Below are 23,036 nucleotides of genomic sequence, written 5' to 3'. Positions count from 1 at the left end.
TGCAACGTCGCACCCACGTCCGACGTACGGGTCGTGGTCATCGACTGCACCGACACCGGCGCATCCCCACCGACCGCCACCGACCCGACCTGGATGCGCCGCGAGGGGCGACGCATCGCGAGCGGCCGGGCCGGGAGCTCGGGGAGACCCAGTGCGACTGGTTCTCCAGAGGTCATGACGTCACCGGTTCCCGGAGACGGTTTCCCGCGCGGCGCGCAGGGATTCCTTCAGCGACCCCATCGTGGCGAGGACGGCGGTCGGCTCGTATCCGCAGTGCGCCATGCAGTTGGCACAGCGCGGGTCCTTGCCGCGACCGTACTTGTCCCAGTCGGTCTCCTCGATGAGTTCCCGGTACGTCGGGACGTACCCGTCGCTCATCAGATAGCACGGTCGCTGCCAGCCGAAGAGCGAGTAGTTGGGGATCGCCCAGGCCGTGCACGGGAAGTCCGCCTTGCCCTCCAGGAAGTCCAGGAAGAGCGGCGAGTGGTTCAGCCGCCAGCGGGCCCGGTTGCCGCCCGCGAAGGACTTCTTGAAGAGCTCGCGGGTCTGCTCGACGCCGAGGAAGTGCTCCTGGTCGGGCGCCTTCTCGTACGCGTAGGCGGGCGAGATCATCATCTCGTCGACCTTCAGATCGTCATTGAGGTAGTTGAGGACCTCGATGACGGTCTGCGGGGTGTCGGTGTTGAAGAAGGTGGAGTTCGTGGTGACCCGGAAGCCGCGCCGCTTGGCCTCCTTGATCGCCGCCACCGCCTCGTCGAACACGCCTTCCTTGGCGACCGATTCGTCGTGCCGCTCACGCAGGCCGTCGATGTGCACGGCGAAGGCGAAGTACGGCGAGGGGGTGAATTTCTCGATCTTCTTGCGGAGCAGCATCGCGTTGGTGCAGAGGAAGACGTACTTCCTCCGCGCGACCAGCTGCCGCACGATTTCGTCGATCTGCGGGTGCATCAAGGGTTCGCCCCCCGCGATGGACACCATCGGGGCACCCGATTCCAGCACCGCGCCGACGGCCTGGGCCACCGGCATGCGCTGCTTCAGGACTCCGGCCGGATGCTGGATCTTTCCGCAGCCCTCGCACGCCAGGTTGCAGGCGAACAAAGGCTCCAGCTCGACAATCAGCGGGAACTTGTCCCGCTTGCGGAGCTTTTGTTCAAAGAGGTACGTCGCAACCTTGATGGTCTGACGGAGCGGCATGGCCATCTAGCTCACCTCCTGGGGAGCAGCAAAGATCGGTGCCATTCATAGAAAGCAGGTAGGACGGCACGAAGAACACGGAAGGCTGATATTCCACCGCGTACTGTGCCGATGCGGACGAGCTCGTGCTCCGGAGCGTCCACGACCACCCGTACAGCCGCAACCGGACGCGGCCCGGTGCGCAGGGCGGTGCGAAGAGTGGCGGCGGACTCCATGTCCACCGCGATCGCTCCGGTCGCCCACAGTTCGGCCCGCTCATGTCCGCGTACGACATGGCCGGAACCGGTCAGCGGGCCGATGTGGACGGTACGGCCGGGCACCGCCCCGGCGAGTGCCTCGGCGAGCAGATCCACGCCGGTACAGGCCGTCGACTCCCCGGCTTCCCGGGTCTCGTCGGCGACCACCAGGTCCCCGGGGTGCATGCCCGGTGCGAGTCCGGCACAGAACCCGGAGGCAATGACCGCGGAGCCGGGCGTCCGGTCCTGGGCGAGCGCGCGTTCCACGGCCGTCTCGGCGGCTTTCGGACCCATGCCCGTACGGAGCAAGGTCACCGTGCCCGGGGCGTCGCCGGCCCGTCCTCTGCCGCTGCGCAGGGCCAGTTGCTCGATACCGAGCGCGCAGGCGATCAGCAGAGGCGCTGCGGGGCCGGGCGGCCCCGGGGTATCGCCCATCAGGCCCCCTCGTCGGTGGCCGTGCGCGCGGCGAACGGGTCACCGTACACGTACCGCCCGAGCGCGGTGAGAGGGAAGACCTGGCGGTAGAGGTGGTAGTTGATGGAGAAGTCCCAGGGGAACCCGGTGCCGGTGAAGTAGGGCTCGTCCCAGGACCCGTCGGCCTGCTGGTTCTCGGTCAGCCAGGCGATGCCGCGGGACACCGCCGTGCTGTCCCGCCGGTCGGCGGCGAGGAGGGCGAGGAGGGCCCACGCGGTCTGGGAGGCAGTGGACGAGCCGTGCCCGATCCACTTCTCCTCCCGGTACGAGCGCAGGTCCTCGCCCCAGCCGCCGTCGTCGTTCTGGACGGACTCCAGCCAGCCGACCGCCCGGCGGATCGCCGGATGGGAAGCGGGCAGCCCGGCGGCAATCAGGGCGGGCACCACCGACCCTGTTCCGTAGACGTAGTTGACGCCCCAGCGGCCGAACCAGGCACCGCTCGCCTCCTGTTCGGCGAGCAGCCACTCGATGCCGCGCCGGGCGGCGGGGTGGTCGGAGCGCCCCTCCACGGCGAGCATCTCGACCACATGTCCGGTGACATCGGCGGACGGCGGGTCGATGACCTCTCCGAAGTCGCAGAACGGCAGCCGGTTGGGGAACGGGCTGGTGTTGTCTGCGTCGAATGCGCCCCAGGCTCCGTTGCGGGACTGCATGCCGAGGTTCCAACGCACCCCGCGTTCGATGGCGGCCTCGATACTGGCCGGGTTGGGGTGCCGGACCCGGCGCAGCGCGAGGACCACCTCGGCGGTGTCGTCGATGTCGGGGTAGTTGTCGTTGTGAAACTCGAACGCCCATCCGCCTGGGTCCAGTTGAGGTCGACGCACGGACCAGTCACCGGGCCTGACGATCTCCTCGCCGAGCATCCAGTCCGCCGCTTTCACGAGCGCGGGATGGTCGGGCCTGACTCCGGCATCGGCGAGCGCGATGGTGGCGAGGCAGGTGTCCCAGACCGGTGACTGGCAGGCCTCGATCATGCGGGCGCCGTCCTCGCGCCAGACTGCGAACCGGTTCAGCGAATCCAGGCCGGCCCGCATCACGGGGTGGTCGAGGTCGTAGCCGAGGAGGTGCAGGGCGATGACGGAGTACACGGCGGGCGGCTGGATGCCGCCCCAGCAGCCGTCGTTCTCCTGGCGTTCGATGATCCAGCGGGCGGCCACGTTCATGGCGATCCGGCGCAGTCGGCGCGGGGCCACCTTGTGGTAGACGTGCAACGCCTTGTCGAGGCGCTGGAAGACACCGTCCCAACTGGCCGCCGGGGCGGGGCGCCTGGGCGGGTTCGGGACGAGCGGGTCGGTGTGCAGTTCGTCGAGGGCGAAGGGCGCGGGCCGTACCGGCCGCTTCGCCGAGACGACGGTCAGCGGCACAATGGTCTGCCGGGCCCAGCAACCGAAGTCGTAGATGTTGAGCGGGACCCACTTCGGGAAGAACATCAGCTCCGGTGGGAGCTCCGGCAGGTCGTCCCATTTCCACCAGCCGAAGAGGGCCAGCCAGATGCGGGTGAAGACGCGGCTCTCCGCGATGCCGCCCTGTTCCCGGATCCACCCGGAGGCTCGGGCCATGTGCGGCTCGTCCGGCCGGTCTCCGGCCAGCCGCAGTGCGACATAGGCCTCAATGGTGGCGGAGAGGTCGCCCGGGCCGCCGTAGAAGGTGGCCCAGGTGCCGTCGACGAGCTGCTCGCCGCGGATGAAGAGTCCGGCCGCCTCGACGGTGGCCGGGTCCAGAATGCCGAGGAACTGACGGAGCAGCAGGTCCTCGGCGTCCATCGTGACGTTGGTGGCGAGGTCTCCCTTCCACCAGCCCTGGGCGTCCTGCCTGCCGAGGAGATGCTCCACCGAGCGTTCCGCGGCCCGTCGCGCGGCGGCGAGCACATCGTCCGCGGCGATGGTTGATTCGGTCGGTTCGCTGGCCGAGGCTGCGCGGGGGTTCACAGCCCCGGTGCTTCCGTCGGTCGTCGCTGTCATGGCTTCCCCTTCGTGCAGTTGGTCCTCTGCTGTGCTGGGGTCTCCGTCGGCCGGCGCCCCCTACGGGCACCGGCCGGCGACTGCGAGTCATATGCGAATGGTGATCATCTCTTTCGTACGACGACGAAGTCCGCGAGCGCAGTGAGCTGCGCCCGCACGGTTTCCGGCATGTCGACACCGTGCAGCGCCTCGATGGCGACCGCATGCTGCCGACGGGCCTCCTGGGCGGTCCACTCCCGGCCGCCCGCCTCCTCGATGAGCGCCGCCCGGGCGGCGAACTCCTCCTCGGAGAAACTGTCGAAGTCGCTGCTCTTGGCGTCCGCGGCGAGCAGTTCACCGAGGCGCTCCGAGGCCGGTCCGCCCGCGGCGAGCGCGGCGACGACCGGCAGGGACTTCTTGCGCTGACGCAGATCGCTCCAGGTCTGCTTGCCGGTGGACTCCGGGTCGCCCCAGATGCCGAGCAGATCGTCGACGGCCTGGAAGGCGAGGCCGAGGTGGTAGCCGTACGCCTCCAGGATGTCGGCGGTGCGGTCGTCGGCGCCGCCGAGCACCGCGCCGATGGACACGGCACAGGCGAGCAGGGCACCCGTCTTGTTGCCCTCCATCTCCAGGCACTCCTCGACGGTGACCCGTTCGCGGTGCTCGTAGGAGATGTCCTGTGCCTGCCCGTCGATGAGCTTGCGGCTGGCGGTGGTCAACCGGCGGGCCGCGCGGCCCGCCTCCACCGTGCCGAGCTCCAGCAGGATCTCGTTGGCCAGCGCGAAGAGCGCGTCGCCGACCAGGATCGCCTGGGCGGGGCCGTGCACCTTCCACACGGTGTCGCGGTGACGGCGCTGCTCGTCGCCGTCCATCAGGTCGTCGTGCAGCAGCGAGAAGTTGTGCACGAGTTCGACGGCGACGGCGCCGGGGATGCCTGCCTCGGCGGCGGCGCCCGCCGCCTCCGCGGACAGCAGGGCGAGCGCGGGGCGGACGGCCTTGCCGCCGTCGCCGTCGGCGGGGCGGCCCTGAGCGTCGATCCAGCCGAAGTGGTAGGCGGCGACGGTGTCCATGGGCGGTGCGAGCCGGTCAACGGCGGCCCGGAGCACCGGAGCGGACATGGCCCGTCCGCGCTCCAGAAGCGCGGTGACGTCCGCGGTGTCTGCCACGGTGTCAAAAGCCGGATTCGCCGGGGTCACTGACTCTCCTCTTGTTCCGGTGGTACTGCTCATGCCGCCTCCTGCAGCGGATGTTCATGGGTGCGGCCGAGCGAGGAGAGCGCGGCGCCGGCGGCGCTGAACCCGCTGCGGACAGCGCCCTCCATGGTCGCGGGCCAGCCCGTGGCCGTCCATGCTCCGGCCAGAAGGAGGCCGGGGGTACGAGTGCGGGTCCCGGGGCGCAGCCGGCCGACGCCGGGTGCGGGGGCGAAAGTCGCCGTCCGCTCCCGGGTGACGAAGAAGTCCCTGATGCCGGCTCCGCGGGCGGCGGGAAGCAGCCGCTCCAGTTCGGGCAGGTAGCGACGGCGCAGTTCGGCGACGGGCAGGTCGATCTCGTCGTCGGCCGCGGACTGGGAGATCGCGAGGTACTGCCCTGGCCCGGTGAGTCCGGAGGCGTCCGTACGGTCGAAGACCCACTGGACCGGGGAGCCCAGTGCGGCGAAGAACGGGCGACGCAGCACCTTGCGGTCGTAGACGACGTGCACATTGAGGATCGGCGAGGTGCCGATGTCGAGCAGCCTGTCCGGCGCGTCGAGTGCGCCCTCGGGCAGCAGCCCGTGGGTCTCCCGCTGGGGAACGGCGAGGACGACGGTGTCCGCCTCGATCCGTTCGGCGCCCGTGTCGACGATCCAGCGTCCGTCCTCGGTACGGGAGAGGCTGTCGGCCTTGGTGCGCAGCTCGGTCCGTACGCCCGCGGAGTCGAGCGCCTTGCGGGCCTGCGTGTCGTGGACCTCGCCGAGCGGCACGCTCGCCCAGCCGATGTCGGCGGCGCCGGGCTCGGAGAGAAGTCCGGTCTTGAAGACCTTCGCGGCGAGGGCCAGCGAGGAGTTCGGTGCGGTGGCGTTGAGTGTGGCGACGCCGACCAGGTCCCAGAGGGCCTCGATGGTGCGCGGGGACTGGCCGTGGCGGGCCAGCCAGCTGCCGAAGTCGACGGTGTCGAGCGCCGGGTCCTCCGGGTCGAGGCGGCCGAGTGCCAGCGCGGCACGTCCGACGGACGCCCGTTCGGCGAGCGAGAGATGCGGATAGCCGGCGAGTCCGGCGGCCAGGTGGAACGGGACGGGAAGCGCATTGCGGCGCAGCCGTCCGAGCCGGGGCCCCGAAGAGCGTCCGACATCGAGAACGGGCACGTCCAAACGGTTTTGCAGGGGTGCCAGACGGGCGCCGTCGACCCGGTCGAGGAACCAGCGGTACGCGGTGCAGCAGCGCAGATAGACATGCTGCCCGTTGTCGACCGTCAGTTCGCCGCGACGGAAGGAGAAGGCGAGTCCGCCGAGCCGGGGCCGCCCTTCGAGCAGAGTCACGTCAAGCCCGGCATCGGCGAGACGGAGGGCCGCGGTGATGCCGGCGAGTCCGCCGCCGATCACGACGGCGCGGGAGGAGCGCAGGGCCTCGTCGGTCATGCGTCCTCCCTCCGTTTCCTCCGGGTCGAACCGGCTGGGCTGGTCATGTCGGTCAGGCACGTCGTTTCAGTCAGGGACGCGTCATCCCGTCGGAGGGTTGCCCGCCGAAGGGACCGGTTGTCCTTGATGCACATGTTGCGCGAGTTGTCCGCGATACGCATCAGACACGCCCTCGGGCCGTCCGGCGCGAAATGTACCGCGCGTCCAGACCCGACAGGCCACGCACCGCGACATACGCCTTCTCGTGGCCCGGCAGCGAGACCCGGCCGCGCAGCACCGCCTCCGGGTCGCGCTCGATCCGGTCGAGCAGCCGCCGGTAGATACCGGCCATGGCGGCGACGCAGGCGCCGCTGCGGCGGTCCAGCATGGGCAGCAACCGGTAGCCCTCGGCGAAGAGGGCACGGGCGCGCCGGACCTCGAAGTGGACCAGCCCCGCGAAGTCGGAGCCCGGCGGCGGTGTGGCCCGGTGGAAACCGGCGGAGCAGCCGAATTTGGCAAGGTCGTCGGAGGGCAGATACGTACGCCCGTTGCCCGCGTCCTCGCGGACGTCGCGGAGGATGTTGGTGAGCTGCAGAGCGAGGCCGAGCGTGTCGGCGTACTCCGCGGCCCGGTCCGCGCCTGGCGCACCCGGTTCCGTCCCGAAGACGCCCAGGCTGAGCCGCCCGATGGCTCCGGCGACACACCGGCAGTAGACCTTGAGGTCGTCCCACGTCTCGTACGTCGCGCCGCGCACGTCCATCAGCACGCCGTCGATCAGCTCGTCGAGCCCACCGAGCGGCAGCGGAAACCGGCGCGCGGCGTCGGCGAGCGCGACAGCCACCGGGTCGGTGTCGTCCTCCTCGATCGCGCCGTCCCGGATCCGGTCCAGGAGTGTGCGGGTGCCCTCCAGCCGGGTCCGCTTGGTCTCCCGGTCCAGCTCTCCGTCGCCGATGTCGTCGACCCGGCGGGAGAAGGCGTACAACGCCGACATGGCCTGCCGCTTCTCGGTGGGCAGCAGCCTGATTCCGTACGCGAAGTTACGCGCCTGCTGTCCGGTGACGGCCTCGCAGTAACTGTATGCGGCCTGTACCGGCGCCGACATGTACGTCGTCTGTCCCTCCACGGTCCGGCTCACCCCTCTCTACGCGCTCTTCGCAAGACAACTCCCACCTCGCGCAGCAGGCTGGGCTTGGTGGGCTTGGGCGGTCCGGGCAGTACGTCGAACCCAGCGGCCACGATCGCGGTGAGGGCGGCCCGCCCCCCTCCCACAAATCCGGCGAGAAGCAGCTTGAGCCTGCCGTGGACGCTACCCACGAGGGGAGTGCCTTCATTCAGCAGGTTCCGGGCGCGTTCTGCTTCGTATGCAACCAGTGCGCGCACCGATGCGCCCCCGGAAGGGGTTGCGAGGTCTGCCTCGGTGACATGGAACCGGGCCATGTCCTCGGCCGGCAGATAGATCCGGTCGCGACCGAGATCCTCGGTGACGTCCTGGAGGTGCTCGACGATCTGCAGGGCGGTGCAGACGGCGTCGGAGCGGCGGATCCGCTCGGGGCTCGCGGTCCCGGTGATCCCGAGGACCAGCCGGCCGACGGGATTGGCGGAGAGCTCGCAGTAGCCGAGCAGTTCCTCGTACGTCCCGTACCGCCGGACCTTCTGGTCCTGCCGGTTCGCCTCGATGAGCCCGAGGAACGGTTCGGGGGTGAGCGAGCAGCGCCGCACGGTGGGGCGCAGTGCGCGGAGCAGCGGGTGGTGCGGGCCGTCGCCCGCGGGGTCGAAGACGCGGTGCAGATCGGTCTCGAAGGCGTCGAGCATCGCCAGCCGGTCATCGGTCTGTGCCGGATCGAGTCCGAGGTGGCGGGCGTCGGCGCCACCGGGGGCGAGGTCGCCGTCGCCGATGTCGTCGACGAGGCGGGCGTATCCGTACACGGCCATCAGGTCGTTACGCCACGCGCGCGGCAGAAAGAACGGGGCCACAGGAAAGTTCTCGTCCGCGGCCTTGTCGAGCGTGGCGGGGACGGCGGCGTCATGGCGCGCCTGCCGGGTACGAGTCACCACGGACCGCCCGGCGCGGGGACGGCATATACACCTCGGAGCTGGAGATTTTCCGTCATTGCCGTCACATCTCCCGTTCTACACTGCCGACCCAAAACATCCCATTCCGGACACGCCGCCCGCTCTCCCGAGTGCGGAGGACCGTCTAGGGTCGGTACTCCCAGGCGGTATCGCCCCACTTGCCACGAATCAGCACCGGTACAGCTTACGTTGTACAACGCTCCGCCATACGCCCGGGTGCAGTGCGCACTCAAACAACGCTGCCTTTCCCGTCAACCTTCCCCGTGCGCAAGGAAATTGACGTCATCCGGCGGGAGGAGATCGCCCCTGGCGTGGCGCACAGTCCGGTGCACGCGCGCCGGGTGCCCACGATCCGTACATGGCAGCGGCCTCCGCCGGAATGCTCCGGCGGAGGCCGCTGCCGTGAGGGGGACGGCGGAGGGCCTACTTCCCGGTCTCCCGCTCGTACGCCTTGAGGACCTCGTCGGTCGGGCCGTCCATCAGCAGCTCGCCCTTCTCCAGCCAGAGCACCCGGTCGCAGGTGTCCCTGATGGACTTGTTGCTGTGGCTGACCAGGAAGACCGTGCCCGCCTCCTTGCGCAGCTCGCGGATGCGCTTCTCGGAGCGGATCTGGAACTTGCGGTCACCGGTGGCCAGTGCCTCGTCGATCATGAGGACATCGTGGTTCTTGGCGGCGGCGATGGAGAACCGGAGCCGGGCGGCCATACCGGAGGAGTACGTCCGCATCGGGAGGGTGATGAAGTCGCCCTTCTCGTTGATGCCCGAGAAGTCGACGATCCCCTGGTAGCGCTCGCGGATCTCCTCACGCGTCATGCCCATCGCGAGCCCGCCGAGCACCACGTTCCGCTCGCCGGTCAGATCGCTCATCAGCGCCGCGTTCACGCCGAGCAGCGACGGCTGTCCGTCCGTGTACACCTTGCCGTGCTCGGTCGGCAGCAGACCGGCGATGGCCCGCAGCAGGGTCGACTTGCCGGAGCCATTGGTGCCGATGAGGCCGATGGCCTCGCCCCGGTAGGCGGTGAAGGAGACACCGCGTACGGCGTGCACCTTCCGGACTCCGCGCGCCTCGCCCTTGCCGCGGCGCAGTATCCGGCTCAGCGCCGCGGTGGCACTGCCCTTGCCTCCGCCGGCGCCGTTGACCCGGTACACGATGTGCACATCGTCGGCGATGACGGTGGGGATGCGCCCCGAAGTGTTGTCCTCAGCCACGGCCGTACCGTTCCTCTGCCTTCCAGAAGTACACAAAGCCCGCGAGGCCGATGAAGGCCGACCAGGCAAGCCCGACGATCCAGACGTGCGCCGGCAGGTTCTCGGAGCCGTAGCCGTCGATCAGCGCGAAGCGGATCAGGTCCATGTAGATCGCCGCCGGGTTGTACTGCAGCACGCTCGCGATCCACTCCGGCTTGTCCTTGAGCATGACCGGGATGGAGAACATGACACCGGACGCGTACATCCAGGTGCGCATGATGAACGGCATCAGCTGGGCGAGGTCGGGGGTCTTGCTGCCGAGCCGGGCCATGATCAGGGCCAGGCCGGTGTTGAAGACGAACTGCAGGACCAGCGCGGGAACGATCAGCAGCCAGGAGAGCGACGGGTAGCTGCCGAAGCCGATCGCCACGACCGCCAGCACGATCATCGAGAACAGCAGCTGCTGGAGCTGCTGCAGCGAGAACGAGATGGGCAGCGACGCGCGGGGGAAGTGCAGGGCTCGGACCAGTCCGAGGTTGCCCGAGATCGCCCGTACGCCCGCGGTCACCGAGCTCTGCGTGAAGGTGAAGACAAAGACGCCCGTCACCAGGAAGGGGATGAAGACCTCCTGGGTCATGCCCTTCCTGGTGCCCAGGATCAGCCCGAAGATCAAGTAGTAGACCAGGGCGTTGAGCAGCGGCGTGGCCACCTGCCACAGCTGGCCGAGCTTGGCCTGGCTGTACTGGGCGGTCAGCTTGGCGCGGGAGAACGCCATGATGAAGTGGCGGCGGCCCCAGAGCTGCTGGACGTACTCGAACAGCCCGGGCCGGGCGCCGCTCACCGTCAGGCCGTACTTGCCTGCCAGTGCGGCGGCGCTCAGGCCGTCGTCGGCGGATGGCGGGGTGCTCAGCGCGACCGCACCGTCATGGGTTGTGTCACTCACCAGATGAAACTCTCGTATTCAAGATGCGCAGCCAGTCGCGGTCGCGGTTCAGGCGGACAGGTCCCGTAAGAAAAAATACGCCTCATGCTCTCAGAGGAGAGCTTCTCAGATCACGGGAGGTCGGCCGAGTCTGGTCAGCCGCCATACCGTGCGCCACTGCATCGGACGGCGTGGTCCGCAGGGCTTGGTCCAGCCTTCCCGGAAGCCGCCGAACCATGCCTTCAGCGCGGGGCCCGAGGGCTTGCGGAGCAGCGTCAGCAGCAGCCAGACGCCGAGGTAGACGGGGACCAGGGGCGCGGGCAGATTGCGGCGCGCCAGCCAGACCCGGTTCCTGGCCACCATACGGTGGTAGACCGCGTGGCGGGAGGGTGCGGTGGTCGGGTGGTTGAGGACCATGTCCGCGCGGTAGTCGATCATCCAGCCGGCGTCCAGTGCCCGCCAGGCGAGATCCGTCTCCTCGTGCGCGTAGAAGAAGTCGCCCGGCAGCCCGCCGACCTCGGCGAGGACCTGGGTGCGGACGGCGTTGGCGCCGCCCAGGAAGGTCGTCACCCGCGACGAGCGCATCGGGTCGGCGGCGCGCAGCCGTGGCACGTGGCGGCGCTGGGTCACGCCGGTGTCCGGGTCGGCGATCCGGAAGCTGATGATCCCCAGCTTCGGGTCCTGCTCGAACGCCTGCCGGCACAGCTCGGCGGTGTCGGTCAGCGGCAGCAGTCCGTCGTCGTCGAGGAAGAGCAGCGCGTCGACGTCGGCGCCGGACGGGCCGAACGCCTCGATGCCGACGTTGCGGCCGCCGGGGATGCCGAGGTTCTCGGGGAGCTCGACGGTCCGTACACCCGCGGGGACGTCCGGGACCGGGGCGCCGTTGCCGACGACCACCACCTCGATCCGGTCGCCGTCCTGCTTGGCGACCGAATCGAGGAGGGCGCGCAGTTCGTCAGGACGGTTGCCCATCGTGATGATGACCGCGCCGAGCTTCATGGGGGTGCTCACTTCAGCCTGCTCGACGCCAGGACCGACACCAGGTGCAGCAGCGTCTGTACGAGGGCGATACCGGCCAGCACGGCGACGCCGAGCCGGGAGAAGAACAGGTCGCCCCTGACCGCGTCCAGGACCGCCAGGACCAGGATCAGCAGGGATGCCTCGATCCCGAGCACCAGGCGGTGGAACTTCAGCGCCGCGGCGGCCTTGCGGGCCAGCGCCAGACCGGACGAGCGCGGCTCCGACGCCGCCTCCTTGACGGGCGGCAGTCCGCCCTGGTGACGGGCGACGCCGACAAGGTCGGTCTCGGCCTTGATCAGGACAGCGCCGAGGGCGGCGAGGGTACCGAGGAAGGCCCACAGCCAGTCGATCCGCCCGGAGCCCCACAGATCAGCCGCGCGCAGCCCGAAGCCGACCAGCACCGCGGCGTCGCAGAGGTAGGCGCCGACGCGGTCCAGGTAGACGCCGCCGAGCGAGAACTGCTTCTTCCAACGGGCGATCTCGCCGTCGATGCAGTCGAGCAGCAGATAGAGCTGGACCATCACCACCCCGAGGACGGCGCCGGCGATCCCGGGCACCAGCAGGGCCGGGGCGGCGAGGACGCCGCAGACCGTCATCAGGTAGGTCAGTTGGTTCGGCGTGATCTTGGTGTTCACCAGGTACCGGTCTATGTGCAGCGAGATCTCCCGCATGTACATGCGCCCGGCCCAGTGTTCACCGCTGCGCCGGTCCTTCACACCCTCCGGGTGAACGACCGGACGGAGTTCAGCTACTGATGGTCTTGGCATAGTCGGCGTACGCGTCCCTGATCTGGTCGGTGGACAGGTTGAGGTGTTCGAGGATCGTGAAGCGTCCCGGACGTGTCTGCGGGGCGTAGTCGACGGCCTGGACGAACTCGTCGGCGGTGAAGCCGATCTCTTCGGGCAGGACCGGCAGCCCGTGCCGGCGCAGGGTGGTCACCATGAGCAGCGACTCCTCGCGCGCACCTCGCAGATACATGGCGAAGCAGGCGCCGAGGCCGACCTGCTCGCCGTGGCTGGCAGCGCGCTTGGGGTACAACAGGTCGAAGGCGTGGTTGATCTCGTGACAGGCGCCCGAGGCCGGCCGGGAATCCCCGGCGACCGACATGGAGATGCCGGTGAGCACCAGGCCCTCGGCGAGCACCTTCAGGAAGGCGTCGTCGCCCACCCCGCCGGGGTGGCGCAGCACGGCCTCACCCGCCTGCCGGGCCATGGCGGCCGCCAGCCCGTCGATCTCCTCGCCCTTGACGTCATGGGCGAGCTCCCAGTCGGCCACGCAGGAAATGTTGGAGACCGCGTCGCCGATGCCGGAGCGGACGAAGCGGGCGGGCGCCTCGCGAATGATGTCGAGATCGATGACGACGGCGATCGGGGTGGGGACCCCGTACGAGCCCCGTCCGTTGTCGTTGTCCAGGGTCGCCACGGGCGAGCAGAGACCGTCGTGCGAGAGGTTCGTCGCAACCGCGACCATCGGCATGCCGACGCGCGCCGCGGCGTACTTCGCCACGTCGATGATCTTGCCGCCGCCGAGGCCGACCACGGCGTCGTACCGGTTGCCCTTGATCTCGTCGGCGAGCCGCACGGCGGAGTCGATCGTGCCGTCGGCGACCTCGTACCAGTGGGCGCCCGGCAGCACCGGGGACAGCCGCTCGCGCAGGCCCCGGCCCGAGCCGCCGCTGATCGCGACGGCGAGCTTGCCGGAGGAGGAGATCCGCTGGTCGGCGAGGAGGCCGGCCAGGTCGTCCAGGGCGCCGCCGCGGATGTCGACGACGACCGGGGACGGGATGAGCCGGGTCAGTACAGGCACGCGATCTCACGGCCCTTCGCGAGGTCGTCGTGGTTGTCGATCTCGACCCACGTCACTTCGCCTATGGGGGCCACGTCGACGGTGAAGCCGCGGTTGACGAGCTCCTGGTAGCCGTCCTCGTAGTAGAGGTCGGGGTCGCGCTCGAACGTCGCCTTCAGGGCGTCGGCGAGCTCCTCGGCGGCCTCGGGCTCGATCAGGGTGACGCCGATGTACTCGCCGGTCGCCGTGGCCGGGTCCATCAGCTTGGTGATCCGCTGGACGCCCTTGTCGCCGTCGGTGATGACCTTCATCTCCTCGTCGGCGAGGTTCTTCACCGTGTCGAGGGCCAGGATGATCTTCTGTCCGTTGCCGCGGGCGGCGAGCAGCGTCTTCTCCACGGACACCGGGTGCACGGTGTCGCCGTTGGCGAGGATGACGCCCCGCTTCAGGACCTCACGGGCACACCACAGGGAGTAGGCGTTGTTCCACTCCTCGGCCTTGTCGTTGTCGACGAGGGTGAGCGTCAGGCCGTACTTCGCCTCCAGCTCGGCCTTGCGGTCGTACACGACCTCCTTGCGGTAGCCGACGACGATCGCGGCCTCGGTGAGGCCGATCTCCGCGAAGTTGGCGAGCGTCAGGTCGAGCACGGTCTTCTCGCCGTCGACCGGCACGAGGGCCTTCGGAAGCGTGTCGGTGTAGGGGCGCAGACGCCGTCCTGCACCGGCTGCGAGTACGAGGCCGATCATGCGGGTTCTCCTTCGTCGTGAACGGCAGGTGCTCCGGAGGACACCCAGAAGCGGATGGACTCGGCAAGCACCACCACGGCCACCACCACCGCGAAAGCGGTGAGTGCCACGGTGAAACCTGAATGCTGAGTGAGTACGGCGGCGAGTACGGCCACCACCAGGGTCCGGCCCTCGTGCCCACCGATCGTTCGCACCAGCCACTGGGGCGGCGCGCCGGTGCCCCCGCGAATGCGGTACACCGTGTCGTAGTGATGGTAGGCGACGGCCGAAATCAGTCCGAAAGCCGCAGGAAGGGCCTGGTCGACATCACTGCGGGCGGCCAGAGCAAGGATCGTGCAGTACTCCGCCGCCCGGAATATGGGGGGCACGAGCCAGTCGAGTGCGCCCTTGAGGGGGCGGGCGACGGCGACGCCGGAGCAGACCGCGTAGAACACCGCGGCGACGATCATCTGCCGACTGCCGAACGGCTGCAGCAGAGCGGCGCTGATCAGGGCGGCCGTACCGACGAGGGCCACCACCGGGGCGGCCCATCCGCCCCGGATGCGGGGTCCCCTCGCCGCGACGAGGCCGGCCAGCGGCCCGGAGTCCGCGAGGTCGGCGAGCGCCTGGGCGGCCCGGTCGGTGCGCTGCGCCTTGCGGGTCAGCGAGCGCAGCAGGCGGCCGGCGGTGGTGTAGCAGGCAGCGACGGAGCAGCCGATCAGCAGAGCGTAGAAGACGATCCGCGGGGTCGTCACCGCGGTCAGTACGGCGATCATCGCCCAGCGCTCGCCGATCGGCAGCACTATCATGCGGCGCAGCCAGACCGTCCAGCCGACGCTGTCGAGCTTGTCGGAGAGGGCTGCCGTCGGGCTCGAATTGGCGACCGCGTCGTGGTTGGCCTCGTTGAACGAGAAGTCGACGACATGACGGCAGGTCTGCAGCACCATCGCGCCGAGGGCGAGCGCCCACACGTCGTCACCGTTGCGGGCCGCACCGAGGGCGAGGCCCGCGTAGTACGCGTACTCCTTGGCCCGGTCGAACGTGGCATCCAGCCAGGCGCCCATCGTCGAGTACTGCAGCGAGTAGCGGGCGAGCTGCCCGTCGGTGCAGTCCAGGACGAAGGAGAAGAGCAGCAGGAGTCCCGCGGCGATGTACCCGCCGCGGCTGCCGGTCGCCGCGCAGCCCGCCGCGATCAGCGCGGTGAGCAGGGAGGCGGTGGTGACCTGGTTCGGGGTGAGGCCGCGGCGCGCGCACCAGCGGGCGATGTAGCGCGAGTACGGGCTGATGCAGTAGGTGGTGAAGAAGCCGTCGCGGGCCTTCACGGCGCTGCGCAGCCGTACCGCCTCGTCGTCGACCGCGTCCACAGCGGACTGGGCGGTGGCGCGGGCGGCCTGGTCGACGGGGACGGCCGCGACGAGCGAGCCGAGCTCCGGGCGCTGCACGGCAGTGCCCTCGGCCTCCAGCGCGACGGCGAGGCGGCCCGGCACGGTGCGGTCGGTGACGGGCACGGCGTCCGCGCCCTCGGCCCGTCCCAGGGGGACGCCCGCGCCGACGGCCGTGGTGGCGCTGCGCAGGGCGCGTACGAGCGCGGGGCGCGCCTCCGGCTGTGCGGTGAGCGCACCGGGGACGGTGACGGCGGGGAAGCGGGGGTCGGTCAGTCCGAGCCGGAGGGCATGGACGTGTCCGACGAAGCGGGGATCGACGAGCGCGACGCGGGTGTCGGCGGGAGCCGCGGAGAGCAGCTCGGCGGCCTCGGTGACATCAGCGGCGGTCTGCACGTCGAAGCCCAGCGACCTCAGATCGTCCGCGAGCGACGATCCGGGTACCGGTGCACCGGTGAGGATGGCGGTCGACAGACGAACTCACTCCTTGGTGCTGACAGGGTCGGCGCGCGACAATGCGGCCCGGATGCGGGCCGGCGGCACGTCGGCAGAGGCTATCGGATGAACGGAAGCGGGAGTTCACTGCCCGTTTGTGCTCCGTTCGGGGCGGACCGGCATCATGCGGCGCCGCCCGCGATCATCATCGTCGATCCCGGCCCCGGCTCACAAACCGCGGGGGTACCTGGCTCCGCCTCGGCTCACACACGCAGCGACATAGACCTAGGCTGACGGGTATGACATGGCTGATCACAGGCGGAGCGGGATATATCGGTGCACATGTGGTGCGGGCCATGGCGGCTGCCGGGGAGCGGGTGGTCGTGCTCGACGACCTCTCGACCGGCATCCGCGACCGGATCCCGGCCGATGTACCGCTGATCCGCGGCTCGGCCGCCGACCGCGGGCTGCTCGACCGCACGCTCGCCAGGCACGCGGTGACGGGTGTGGTGCATCTCGCAGCGAAGAAACAGGTGGGCGAGTCCGTCGAGAAGCCGCTGCACTACTACCGGGAGAACGTGTCGGGGCTGACCGTCCTGCTGGAGGCCGCGGTCGCGGCGGGTGTGCGGAGCTTCCTCTTCTCCTCCTCGGCCGCCGTGTACGGCGTACCGGACGTGGATCTCATCACCGAGGAGACTCCCTGTGCCCCGATCAATCCGTACGGTGAGACCAAGCTCGCCGGGGAGTGGCTGGTCCGGGCGACCGGGCGGGCGCACTCCCTGTCCACCGGCTGCCTGCGCTACTTCAATGTGGCGGGAGCGGCCGAGCCGGAACTCTCGGACACAGGCGTCTTCAATGTCATTCCGATGTTCTTCGACCGGCTGACCCGCGGCGAGGCCCCCCGGATCTTCGGCGACGACTATCCGACGCCGGACGGGACCTGCGTCCGCGACTACATCCACGTCGCCGACCTCGCCGACGCGCATCTCGCGGTGGCCCGCAGGCTCGCGGAGCAGGGCGGCCCCGGGGACCTGACCGTGAACATCGGCCGCGGCGAGGGCGTCTCGGTGCACGAGCTCGCCGATCTGGTGGGCGAGGTCACCGGCCACCGGATCAAGCCGGAGACCGAGCCGCGCCGGCCCGGTGACGCGGCCAGGGCCGTCGCCTCCGCCGCCCGGATGTCCAAGGAGCTGGGCTGGACAGCCCGGCTCGGGGTGCGGGACATGGTCGAGTCGGCCTGGGAGGGCTGGTGCCTGCGCCACCCCGAGGCAGTCACCTCCTGATCCGTGCCGGAACGCTGCACCGCCCTGACCTGCCATCGTTTCCGCAGGTCAGGGCACATGACAACGGTGTTCAGTGCCGTGTTGCCCGATACCCCCTCCCCGTAGTTCACTGGCCTTCTCGGGCCGATACGGGTCCGGATCCGCAAGACGACCGGAGGCGTCCCATGGGGGCTGGGCACGATCACGGGCACTCGCACGGCGGGCCGCCGCCCACCGGCACCGCGGCCGCCGCGTACAAGGGACGGCTGCGGATCGCACTGTGCATCACACTCACCGTGATGGTCGTCGAGATCATCGGTGGTCTGCTCTCCGACTCGCTCGCGCTGATCGCCGACGCCGCCCACATGGCGACCGATGCGCTGGGGCTGGGCATGGCGCTGCTGGCGATCCACTTCGCCAACAGGCCGGCCGGACTCAACCGAACCTTCGGCTACGCCCGGGCCGAGATCCTCGCCGCGCTGGCCAACTGCCTGCTGCTGCTCGGCGTGGGCGGCTATCTGCTCTACGAAGCGGTCGAGCGCTTCATCACGCCCACCGAGACCCGGGGCGGGCTGACGATCGTCTTCGCCCTCGTCGGCCTGGCGGCCAACATGGTCTCCCTGTCGCTGCTGATGCGCGGACAGAAGGACAGCCTCAATGTGCGCGGCGCCTATCTGGAGGTGCTGGCGGACGCACTCGGCTCGGTCACCGTGCTGGTCTCGGCCGGCATCATCCTGGCCACCGGCTGGCAGGCCGCCGACCCGATCGCCTCGCTGCTGATCGGCCTGATGATCGTCCCCCGTACGGTCAAGCTGCTCCGGGAGACGCTCAATGTGCTGCTGGAGGCGGCCCCCAAGGGCGTCGACATGGGTGAGGTACGGGCCCACATCACCGCCCTGCCCGGGGTGCTGGACGTCCATGACCTGCATGCCTGGACCATCACTTCGGGGATGCCGGTGCTCTCCGCCCATGTGGTGGTGCAGCAGGAGCTGCTCGACTCGATGAGGCACGAGAAGCTGCTGCATGAGCTGCAGGGCTGTCTCGGCGACCACTTCGACGTCGAGCACTGCACGTTCCAGCTGGAGCCGAGCGGGCACGCGGAGCACGAGGCCAAACTCTGTCACTGAACGGCGATTCAGCGCGATACCCGAACTGCCTTCCTCGCGCGGGTGTAGGGTCCTGCGCAGAGGCGTACCTGCCTCCCCCCGCCTGAGAGAGGAGCTGAGGTTGATGACCGTCGCGACGGCGCCTGCCCGGCGCAGCATCCGGTCCTTCTTCAGCTCCCGGGTTCCCGGCTAGCACCCCGGCTCACGCACGCCGAGTCGCCACGTTGGCCGGAACCCTCTCACTCAAGGGTTTCCCACGTTGACCGACAACGATCACACCGCCCGTTACGAGGCGTTCTTCTCCCTGCACCACCACCTGCCCCGGCAGAGCCCCGGCTCCGACGCCACCACCCGGTGGATGCTGGCCCGCACCGGTCTGCTGCCACGGCGTCCGCGCGTCCTCGATCTGGGCTGCGGTCCCGGCCGTGCCGCGCTGCTGCTCGCCGCCGAAGCCGGCGCCGAGGTGACGGCCGTCGACACCCATCAGCCGTTCCTCGACGAGCTGCGCGCGTCCGCCGAGGCGCGCGGGCTCGGCGACCGGATCCGTACCGTCCACGCCGACATGGGCAGGCTTTCCGGCCCGGGTACCCCGGACTTCGCGGACGCGTCGTTCGACCTGGTCTGGGCCGAGGGGTCCGCGTACATCATCGGCTTCGACACCGCACTGAGGAACTGGAAGCGGCTGCTCGCCCCGGGCGGCTCCCTGGTCGTCAGCCACTGCGTCTGGACGACGGAAGCGCCGTCGGACGAGGCGCGCGCCTTCTGGGACCAGGACGGCCCGATGCTCCCGGTGTCCGCACAGACGGCGCGAGCCGTCGCGGCGGGCTATCACGTCCTCGGGGTGCGGGTGCAGCCCGAGAGCGACTGGGACGAGTACTACGTGCCGCTCGCCGAGAAGGTCGCGGCCACCGATCCGTCGGCGCCCGGCATGGCGTGGGCGCTCGCGTCCACCCGGGAGGAACTGGCCATGCGCCGCGACCACGGTACGGAGTACGGCTATGCCGCGTACGTCCTGCGGCCCGCCGACCCCCGCTGGACCACCCGACCGGAGACGGCGGCGGACATCGATGCGGTGCACGCGGTCAATGCGGCAGCCTTTCCGACTCCGGACGAGGCCCGTCTCGTCGACGCGCTGCGCACCGATCCGCAGGCCTGGCTGCCCGGCCTGTCCTACGTGGCACGGGATAACGGAGGGACCGGGGACATCGCGGCGTACGCCCTGCTGACCCGGTGCCGGGTGGGTGACGCACCGGCGCTCGCACTGGCCCCCGTGGCGACGGCCCCGGACCGTCGGCTGCAGGGCGCGGGTCAGGCGGTGGTACGGGCCGTGCTGGACGCGGCCCGGCTGCGGGGCGAGTCACTCGTCCTGGTGCTCGGGCATCCCGACTACTACCCGCGGTTCGGCTTCGTACCGGCGTCCCGGTTCGGGATCCGGGCGGGCTTCGAGGTGCCGGACGAGGCGATGATGGCTCTGGTCCTCGACGATTCCATGCCCGTGCCGACGGGCACGATCCAGTATCCGGCGGCATTCGGAATCTGACGTGCCGTCCGGTCCCGCCGCATCCACCAGGTGCGGCGGGACCGGACATGCCAGGACCCGAAGTACGGACAAGCCGCTTTTGTACGGCAGACTTGAGCAGACTCGAGGGGACCGGCGCACCAGGCCGGGGACCATAGCGAAGGATGGGTATGCCGACCACACCAGCCACCGCGGCGAACAGCTCGTCGAACGGCACAGCAGAAGCGATCATGCTCGAACTGGTCGACGAGAACGGCACCACCATCGGCACGGCGGAGAAGCTCGCCGCCCACCAGGCACCCGGTCAACTGCACCGGGCGTTCTCCGTGTTCCTCTTCGACGAGCAGGGCAGACTGCTGCTGCAGCGCCGGGCGCTCGGCAAGTACCACTCCCCCGGTGTCTGGTCGAACACCTGCTGCGGCCACCCGTACCCGGGCGAGGCACCCTTCACCGCCGCCGCCCGGCGTACGTACGAGGAGCTCGGGATCTCGCCCTCGCTGCTGGCCGAGGCGGGCACCGTCCGCTACAACCACCCCGACCCGGCATCGGGCCTGGTGGAGCAGGAGTTCAACCACCTCTTCGTCGGCATGGCGCAGGCGGAGCTGCAGCCGGACCCGGAGGAGGTCGGCGAGACGGCGTTCGTGGCCGCCGACGAACTGGCGAAGCGGCATGCCGAGGCACCGTTCTCGGCGTGGTTCATGACGGTGCTCGATGCCGCGCGCCCGGCGATCAGGGAGCTGACCGGCCCGTCCGCGGGCTGGTAGCGGCGAACCGAACGGCAGGCGCGGGACGGGCGGGGGGTCAGAGGAGCGGGGTCAGCGGCAGTGCCGCCCAGATGATCTTTCCGCCGCCGGCGGTGTGCTCCACATCGCAGGTGCCGCCTGCCTCGTTCGTGATCTCCCGGACCAACAGCAGCCCGCGCCCGCCCGTCTGCGCGTAGTCCGTCTCCAGCGCCGTGGGCCGGTAGGGGTGGTTGTCCTCGACGGAGACTCTGACCCATTCGGCACCGACGGCCACCTCGACCGCGAGCTCCGGGGAGAGCAGAGCGGCGTGCTTCACGGCGTTGGTGACCAGCTCGGAGACGATGAGCAGCAGGCCCTGGCTGATGCCCTCGTCCATGGGCACGCCCTGGCGGTTCAGCAGATCGCGTACGGCGTGCCGGGCCTGCGGTACGGAGACGTCGACGGCCGGCGCGGTGAACCGCCAGACTCCCTCGTACGGCACGGGCCTGGCGGGGACACTCCCGCGGCTCTCCATAGTTCCCGCACCCGCTCTCGACTCGACAGTCACTGCACGTCGAAGTACAGAGTGCGGGGAGTAGTCGGTCCGGACTGTGCTACTGAGCAGAAGTCGACCTCTATCGACAGAATTTTTTCGAATGAGTATGACGGCGTCAGTTCTCGGACTGGTTCTGATCTTCTTCTGGAGGCTTGTCCGGCAGTGCCTCGGTCGCCATCCGGTCCGAGACCAGCAGCGAGACGACGCGGAGGCCACGGACCCCGGTCGCGCCCCGGTACAGACGGGCCCCTCGGTTTCCCGCCCTGGAGTCCGGAACCGTCCATCTGACAGCTCCTCACGGTGCGTGACTTCGCGACCCCTTCTTGATCACAGGTTCGAACAGTGCGGATAGCATCCGGCGCATGGACCGTACGGAACCGCAGCTGCAGCTCACCGTCGCGGACGGCATCGCCACCGTCGTGATCAGCAACCCGGCCAAGCGCAACGCCATGACGGCCGCCATGTGGCAGGCTCTGCCCGCACTGCTGAAGCGGATGGCCGCCGACCCCGCCGTGCGCGTCCTGGTTCTGACCGGCGCAGGAGACACCTTCTGTGCGGGCGCGGACATCTCCTCACTGCGGGACCGGGCGAGCGACCCGGCGTACGATCCGCAGGCTCTGGCGGTGGCGGCCGAGGAGGCCCTGGCCACCTTCCCCCGGCCGACGCTCGCCGCGGTGCGCGGCTACTGCGTGGGCGGCGGCAGCCAGCTGGCGGCCGCCTGCGATCTGCGGTTCGCCGAGGAGGGCGCGTCCTTCGGCGTCACCCCGGCCAAGCTCGGGATCGTCTACGCCGCGTCGTCGACCCGGCGGCTGGTCTCGCTGATAGGACCGGCCACGGCCAAGCATCTGCTGTTCTCCGGAGAGTTGATCGGCACGGAACGGGCGCTGCGCACCGGACTGGTGGACGAGGTGCTGCCGGCCGGTGAGCTGGACAAGCGGGTGGAGGCGTACGTACGGATCCTGGCATCGCGCTCACAGCTGACACAGGCGGCGGCGAAGGAGTTCGCCACGGGGCGGGAGGACCGGGACGCGTACTGGGTGGAGCAGGCGCGCCGCAGCGGCGACACAGCGGAGGGTGTCGCCGCCTTCCTGGAGCGGCGGGCGCCGCGCTTCACCTGGACGACCTGAGCGCCGGCCATGATCCGCCGGACATCCCGGCAGGGCGTGTCGGCAAAGTCTCGCCCGGCCCGCGGCGGACCACTCCCTCCGGGCGGCCGACGGTCCTTCGCAGTCGTCCCCGGCGGTACTTTGCGGCCATCCCCTATCGGAGGATGAAGCGGCTCTTGGCGCGGAATTCCTCGACGAGCGCGGCCGGAGCCTTCTCCGGTGACCCCGCGTCGTACGGCGGCCGGGGGTCGTACTCCGTCAGCAGCTGTACGGCCTGGGCGTGCTCGTCGCCGGCGATCCGGCCGAGCAGGGTGAGCCCCATGTCGATGCCGGACGAGACACCGGCGGCCGTCACGTACTTGCCCTCGATGACGACACGTTCGCCGGTCGGCTCGGCTCCGAAGGTCTTGATGAGGTCCAGGGCGAGCCAGTGCGAGGTGGCGCGCCGCCCCTTCAGCAGACCGGCCGCGGCGAGCAGCAGCGAGCCGGTGCAGACGGAGGTCGTCCAGGTGCTGGTCGCATCCGCGGCGCGCAGCCAGCCGAGCAGCGTCTCGTTCTCCATCTGGGCGCTCTGGCCGGGGCCGCCGGGGACGATCACCACATCCGGGGCGGGTACGTCGGCGAGGGTCCGATCGGCGACGAGCGCGAGGCTGCCGCTGTCGTTGCGCACGGGACCGGTCCGCTCGGCGACGAAGACAGTCTCGGCGCCGGGGGCCCGGGAGAGGATTTCGTAGGGGCCGACGGCGTCGAGGGCCGTGAAGCGGTCGAAGAGGACGATGGCGATCTGCATGGTGGTCC

At 70.0% G+C, this 23,036-nt stretch carries 22 protein-coding genes; 5 read left to right on the top strand and 17 right to left on the bottom strand.

Annotated elements, in window-relative coordinates; genetic code table 11:
* The 15 genes from ACFU8W_RS46525 to ACFU8W_RS46455 all read right to left on the bottom strand — a co-directional run.
* Positions 1-176: flavodoxin-dependent (E)-4-hydroxy-3-methylbut-2-enyl-diphosphate synthase (locus ACFU8W_RS46525; protein ID WP_376668585.1), on the bottom strand; the 176-nt coding region annotated here is incomplete at its 3' end.
* 4 nt (positions 177-180) lie between these two features.
* Positions 181-1,200 (bottom strand): adenosyl-hopene transferase HpnH, encoded by a 1,020-nt coding sequence (gene hpnH / locus ACFU8W_RS46520; RefSeq protein WP_345516373.1) that lies wholly within the window; start codon positions 1,198-1,200, stop codon positions 181-183.
* A 5-nt stretch (positions 1,201-1,205) separates the two neighbouring features.
* Positions 1,206-1,865 carry a 1-hydroxy-2-methyl-2-butenyl 4-diphosphate reductase gene (locus tag ACFU8W_RS46515; protein ID WP_384051676.1) on the bottom strand — a complete coding sequence of 220 codons (660 nt, stop codon included), beginning with the start codon at positions 1,863-1,865 and terminating at the stop codon, positions 1,206-1,208.
* Complete coding sequence (shc, locus tag ACFU8W_RS46510; protein WP_384051672.1) at positions 1,865-3,865, bottom strand: squalene--hopene cyclase; 2,001 nt, start codon at positions 3,863-3,865, stop codon at positions 1,865-1,867. The genes ACFU8W_RS46515 and shc overlap by 1 nt, the downstream gene beginning before the upstream one ends.
* Before the next feature lie 104 nt (positions 3,866-3,969).
* Complete coding sequence (locus tag ACFU8W_RS46505) at positions 3,970-5,073, bottom strand: polyprenyl synthetase family protein (RefSeq protein WP_345516369.1); 1,104 nt, start codon at positions 5,071-5,073, stop codon at positions 3,970-3,972.
* Positions 5,070-6,458: a hydroxysqualene dehydroxylase HpnE gene (gene hpnE, locus ACFU8W_RS46500; RefSeq protein ID WP_345516368.1), complete on the bottom strand. Its 1,389-nt coding sequence runs from the start codon at positions 6,456-6,458 to the stop codon at positions 5,070-5,072. Before hpnE ends, ACFU8W_RS46505 begins: the two co-directional genes overlap by 4 nt.
* A gap of 160 nt (positions 6,459-6,618) precedes the next feature.
* The gene (gene hpnD, locus ACFU8W_RS46495) at positions 6,619-7,539 is read right to left on the bottom strand and encodes a presqualene diphosphate synthase HpnD (protein WP_384051680.1); all 921 of its coding nucleotides are present in this window, start codon (positions 7,537-7,539) and stop codon (positions 6,619-6,621) included.
* Positions 7,540-7,568: 29 nt separating this feature from the next.
* Complete coding sequence (gene hpnC, locus ACFU8W_RS46490; RefSeq protein WP_384051667.1) at positions 7,569-8,489, bottom strand: squalene synthase HpnC; 921 nt, start codon at positions 8,487-8,489, stop codon at positions 7,569-7,571.
* A gap of 444 nt (positions 8,490-8,933) precedes the next feature.
* Positions 8,934-9,719: an ABC transporter ATP-binding protein gene (locus ACFU8W_RS46485; RefSeq protein WP_327243074.1), complete on the bottom strand. Its 786-nt coding sequence runs from the start codon at positions 9,717-9,719 to the stop codon at positions 8,934-8,936.
* Entirely contained in the window at positions 9,712-10,641 is a 930-nt protein-coding gene (locus tag ACFU8W_RS46480; protein ID WP_384051663.1) for an ABC transporter permease, read from the bottom strand. Before ACFU8W_RS46480 ends, ACFU8W_RS46485 begins: the two co-directional genes overlap by 8 nt.
* A gap of 105 nt (positions 10,642-10,746) precedes the next feature.
* Entirely contained in the window at positions 10,747-11,631 is an 885-nt protein-coding gene (locus ACFU8W_RS46475; protein WP_345516362.1) for a glycosyltransferase, read from the bottom strand.
* Positions 11,628-12,407, bottom strand: coding sequence for a CDP-alcohol phosphatidyltransferase family protein (locus ACFU8W_RS46470; protein WP_078840313.1), 780 nt, complete (start codon positions 12,405-12,407; stop codon positions 11,628-11,630). The genes ACFU8W_RS46475 and ACFU8W_RS46470 overlap by 4 nt, the downstream gene beginning before the upstream one ends.
* The gene (locus ACFU8W_RS46465; protein ID WP_384051658.1) at positions 12,385-13,446 is read right to left on the bottom strand and encodes an iron-containing alcohol dehydrogenase family protein; all 1,062 of its coding nucleotides are present in this window, start codon (positions 13,444-13,446) and stop codon (positions 12,385-12,387) included. Before ACFU8W_RS46465 ends, ACFU8W_RS46470 begins: the two co-directional genes overlap by 23 nt.
* Entirely contained in the window at positions 13,434-14,171 is a 738-nt protein-coding gene (locus ACFU8W_RS46460) for a sugar phosphate nucleotidyltransferase (protein WP_384051655.1), read from the bottom strand. Before ACFU8W_RS46460 ends, ACFU8W_RS46465 begins: the two co-directional genes overlap by 13 nt.
* Positions 14,168-15,928 carry a DUF5941 domain-containing protein gene (locus ACFU8W_RS46455; protein ID WP_384051652.1) on the bottom strand — a complete coding sequence of 587 codons (1,761 nt, stop codon included), beginning with the start codon at positions 15,926-15,928 and terminating at the stop codon, positions 14,168-14,170. Before ACFU8W_RS46455 ends, ACFU8W_RS46460 begins: the two co-directional genes overlap by 4 nt.
* Positions 15,929-16,266: 338 nt before the next feature.
* On the opposite strand from ACFU8W_RS46455, the gene galE reads away from it, so the two are divergent.
* The 4 genes from galE (at position 16,267) to idi (ending at position 20,618) form a co-directional block, all read left to right on the top strand.
* Positions 16,267-17,250, top strand: a complete 984-nt coding sequence (galE, locus tag ACFU8W_RS46450) for a UDP-glucose 4-epimerase GalE (RefSeq protein WP_384051649.1) — start codon at positions 16,267-16,269, stop codon at positions 17,248-17,250.
* 164 nt (positions 17,251-17,414) lie between these two features.
* Positions 17,415-18,356 (top strand): cation diffusion facilitator family transporter, encoded by a 942-nt coding sequence (locus tag ACFU8W_RS46445; protein ID WP_384051646.1) that lies wholly within the window; start codon positions 17,415-17,417, stop codon positions 18,354-18,356.
* A 238-nt stretch (positions 18,357-18,594) separates the two neighbouring features.
* Complete coding sequence (locus ACFU8W_RS46440; protein ID WP_384051642.1) at positions 18,595-19,875, top strand: bifunctional class I SAM-dependent methyltransferase/N-acetyltransferase; 1,281 nt, start codon at positions 18,595-18,597, stop codon at positions 19,873-19,875.
* A gap of 149 nt (positions 19,876-20,024) precedes the next feature.
* A complete protein-coding gene (idi, locus tag ACFU8W_RS46435) occupies positions 20,025-20,618 on the top strand; it encodes an isopentenyl-diphosphate Delta-isomerase (protein WP_266979021.1) in 594 nt (197 codons plus the stop codon).
* A 37-nt stretch (positions 20,619-20,655) separates the two neighbouring features.
* Here idi and ACFU8W_RS46430 read toward each other — a convergent pair whose 3' ends face one another.
* Positions 20,656-21,111, bottom strand: coding sequence for an ATP-binding protein (locus ACFU8W_RS46430; protein WP_384051638.1), 456 nt, complete (start codon positions 21,109-21,111; stop codon positions 20,656-20,658).
* A gap of 383 nt (positions 21,112-21,494) precedes the next feature.
* On the opposite strand from ACFU8W_RS46430, the gene ACFU8W_RS46425 reads away from it, so the two are divergent.
* Positions 21,495-22,259: an enoyl-CoA hydratase/isomerase family protein gene (locus ACFU8W_RS46425; RefSeq protein ID WP_384051634.1), complete on the top strand. Its 765-nt coding sequence runs from the start codon at positions 21,495-21,497 to the stop codon at positions 22,257-22,259.
* Positions 22,260-22,392: 133 nt separating this feature from the next.
* Here ACFU8W_RS46425 and ACFU8W_RS46420 read toward each other — a convergent pair whose 3' ends face one another.
* Positions 22,393-23,028 (bottom strand): DJ-1/PfpI family protein, encoded by a 636-nt coding sequence (locus ACFU8W_RS46420; protein ID WP_345516349.1) that lies wholly within the window; start codon positions 23,026-23,028, stop codon positions 22,393-22,395.
* Positions 23,029-23,036: the final 8 nt, after the last annotated feature.

Origin of the sequence: Streptomyces sp. NPDC057565 (assembly GCF_042801455.1) — a bacterium.
Classification (GTDB): Bacteria; Actinomycetota; Actinomycetes; order Streptomycetales; family Streptomycetaceae; genus Streptomyces; species Streptomyces yanii.
Note: the sequence above shows the minus strand (reverse complement) of the source record. Positions and strands in the feature narration are given on the sequence as shown.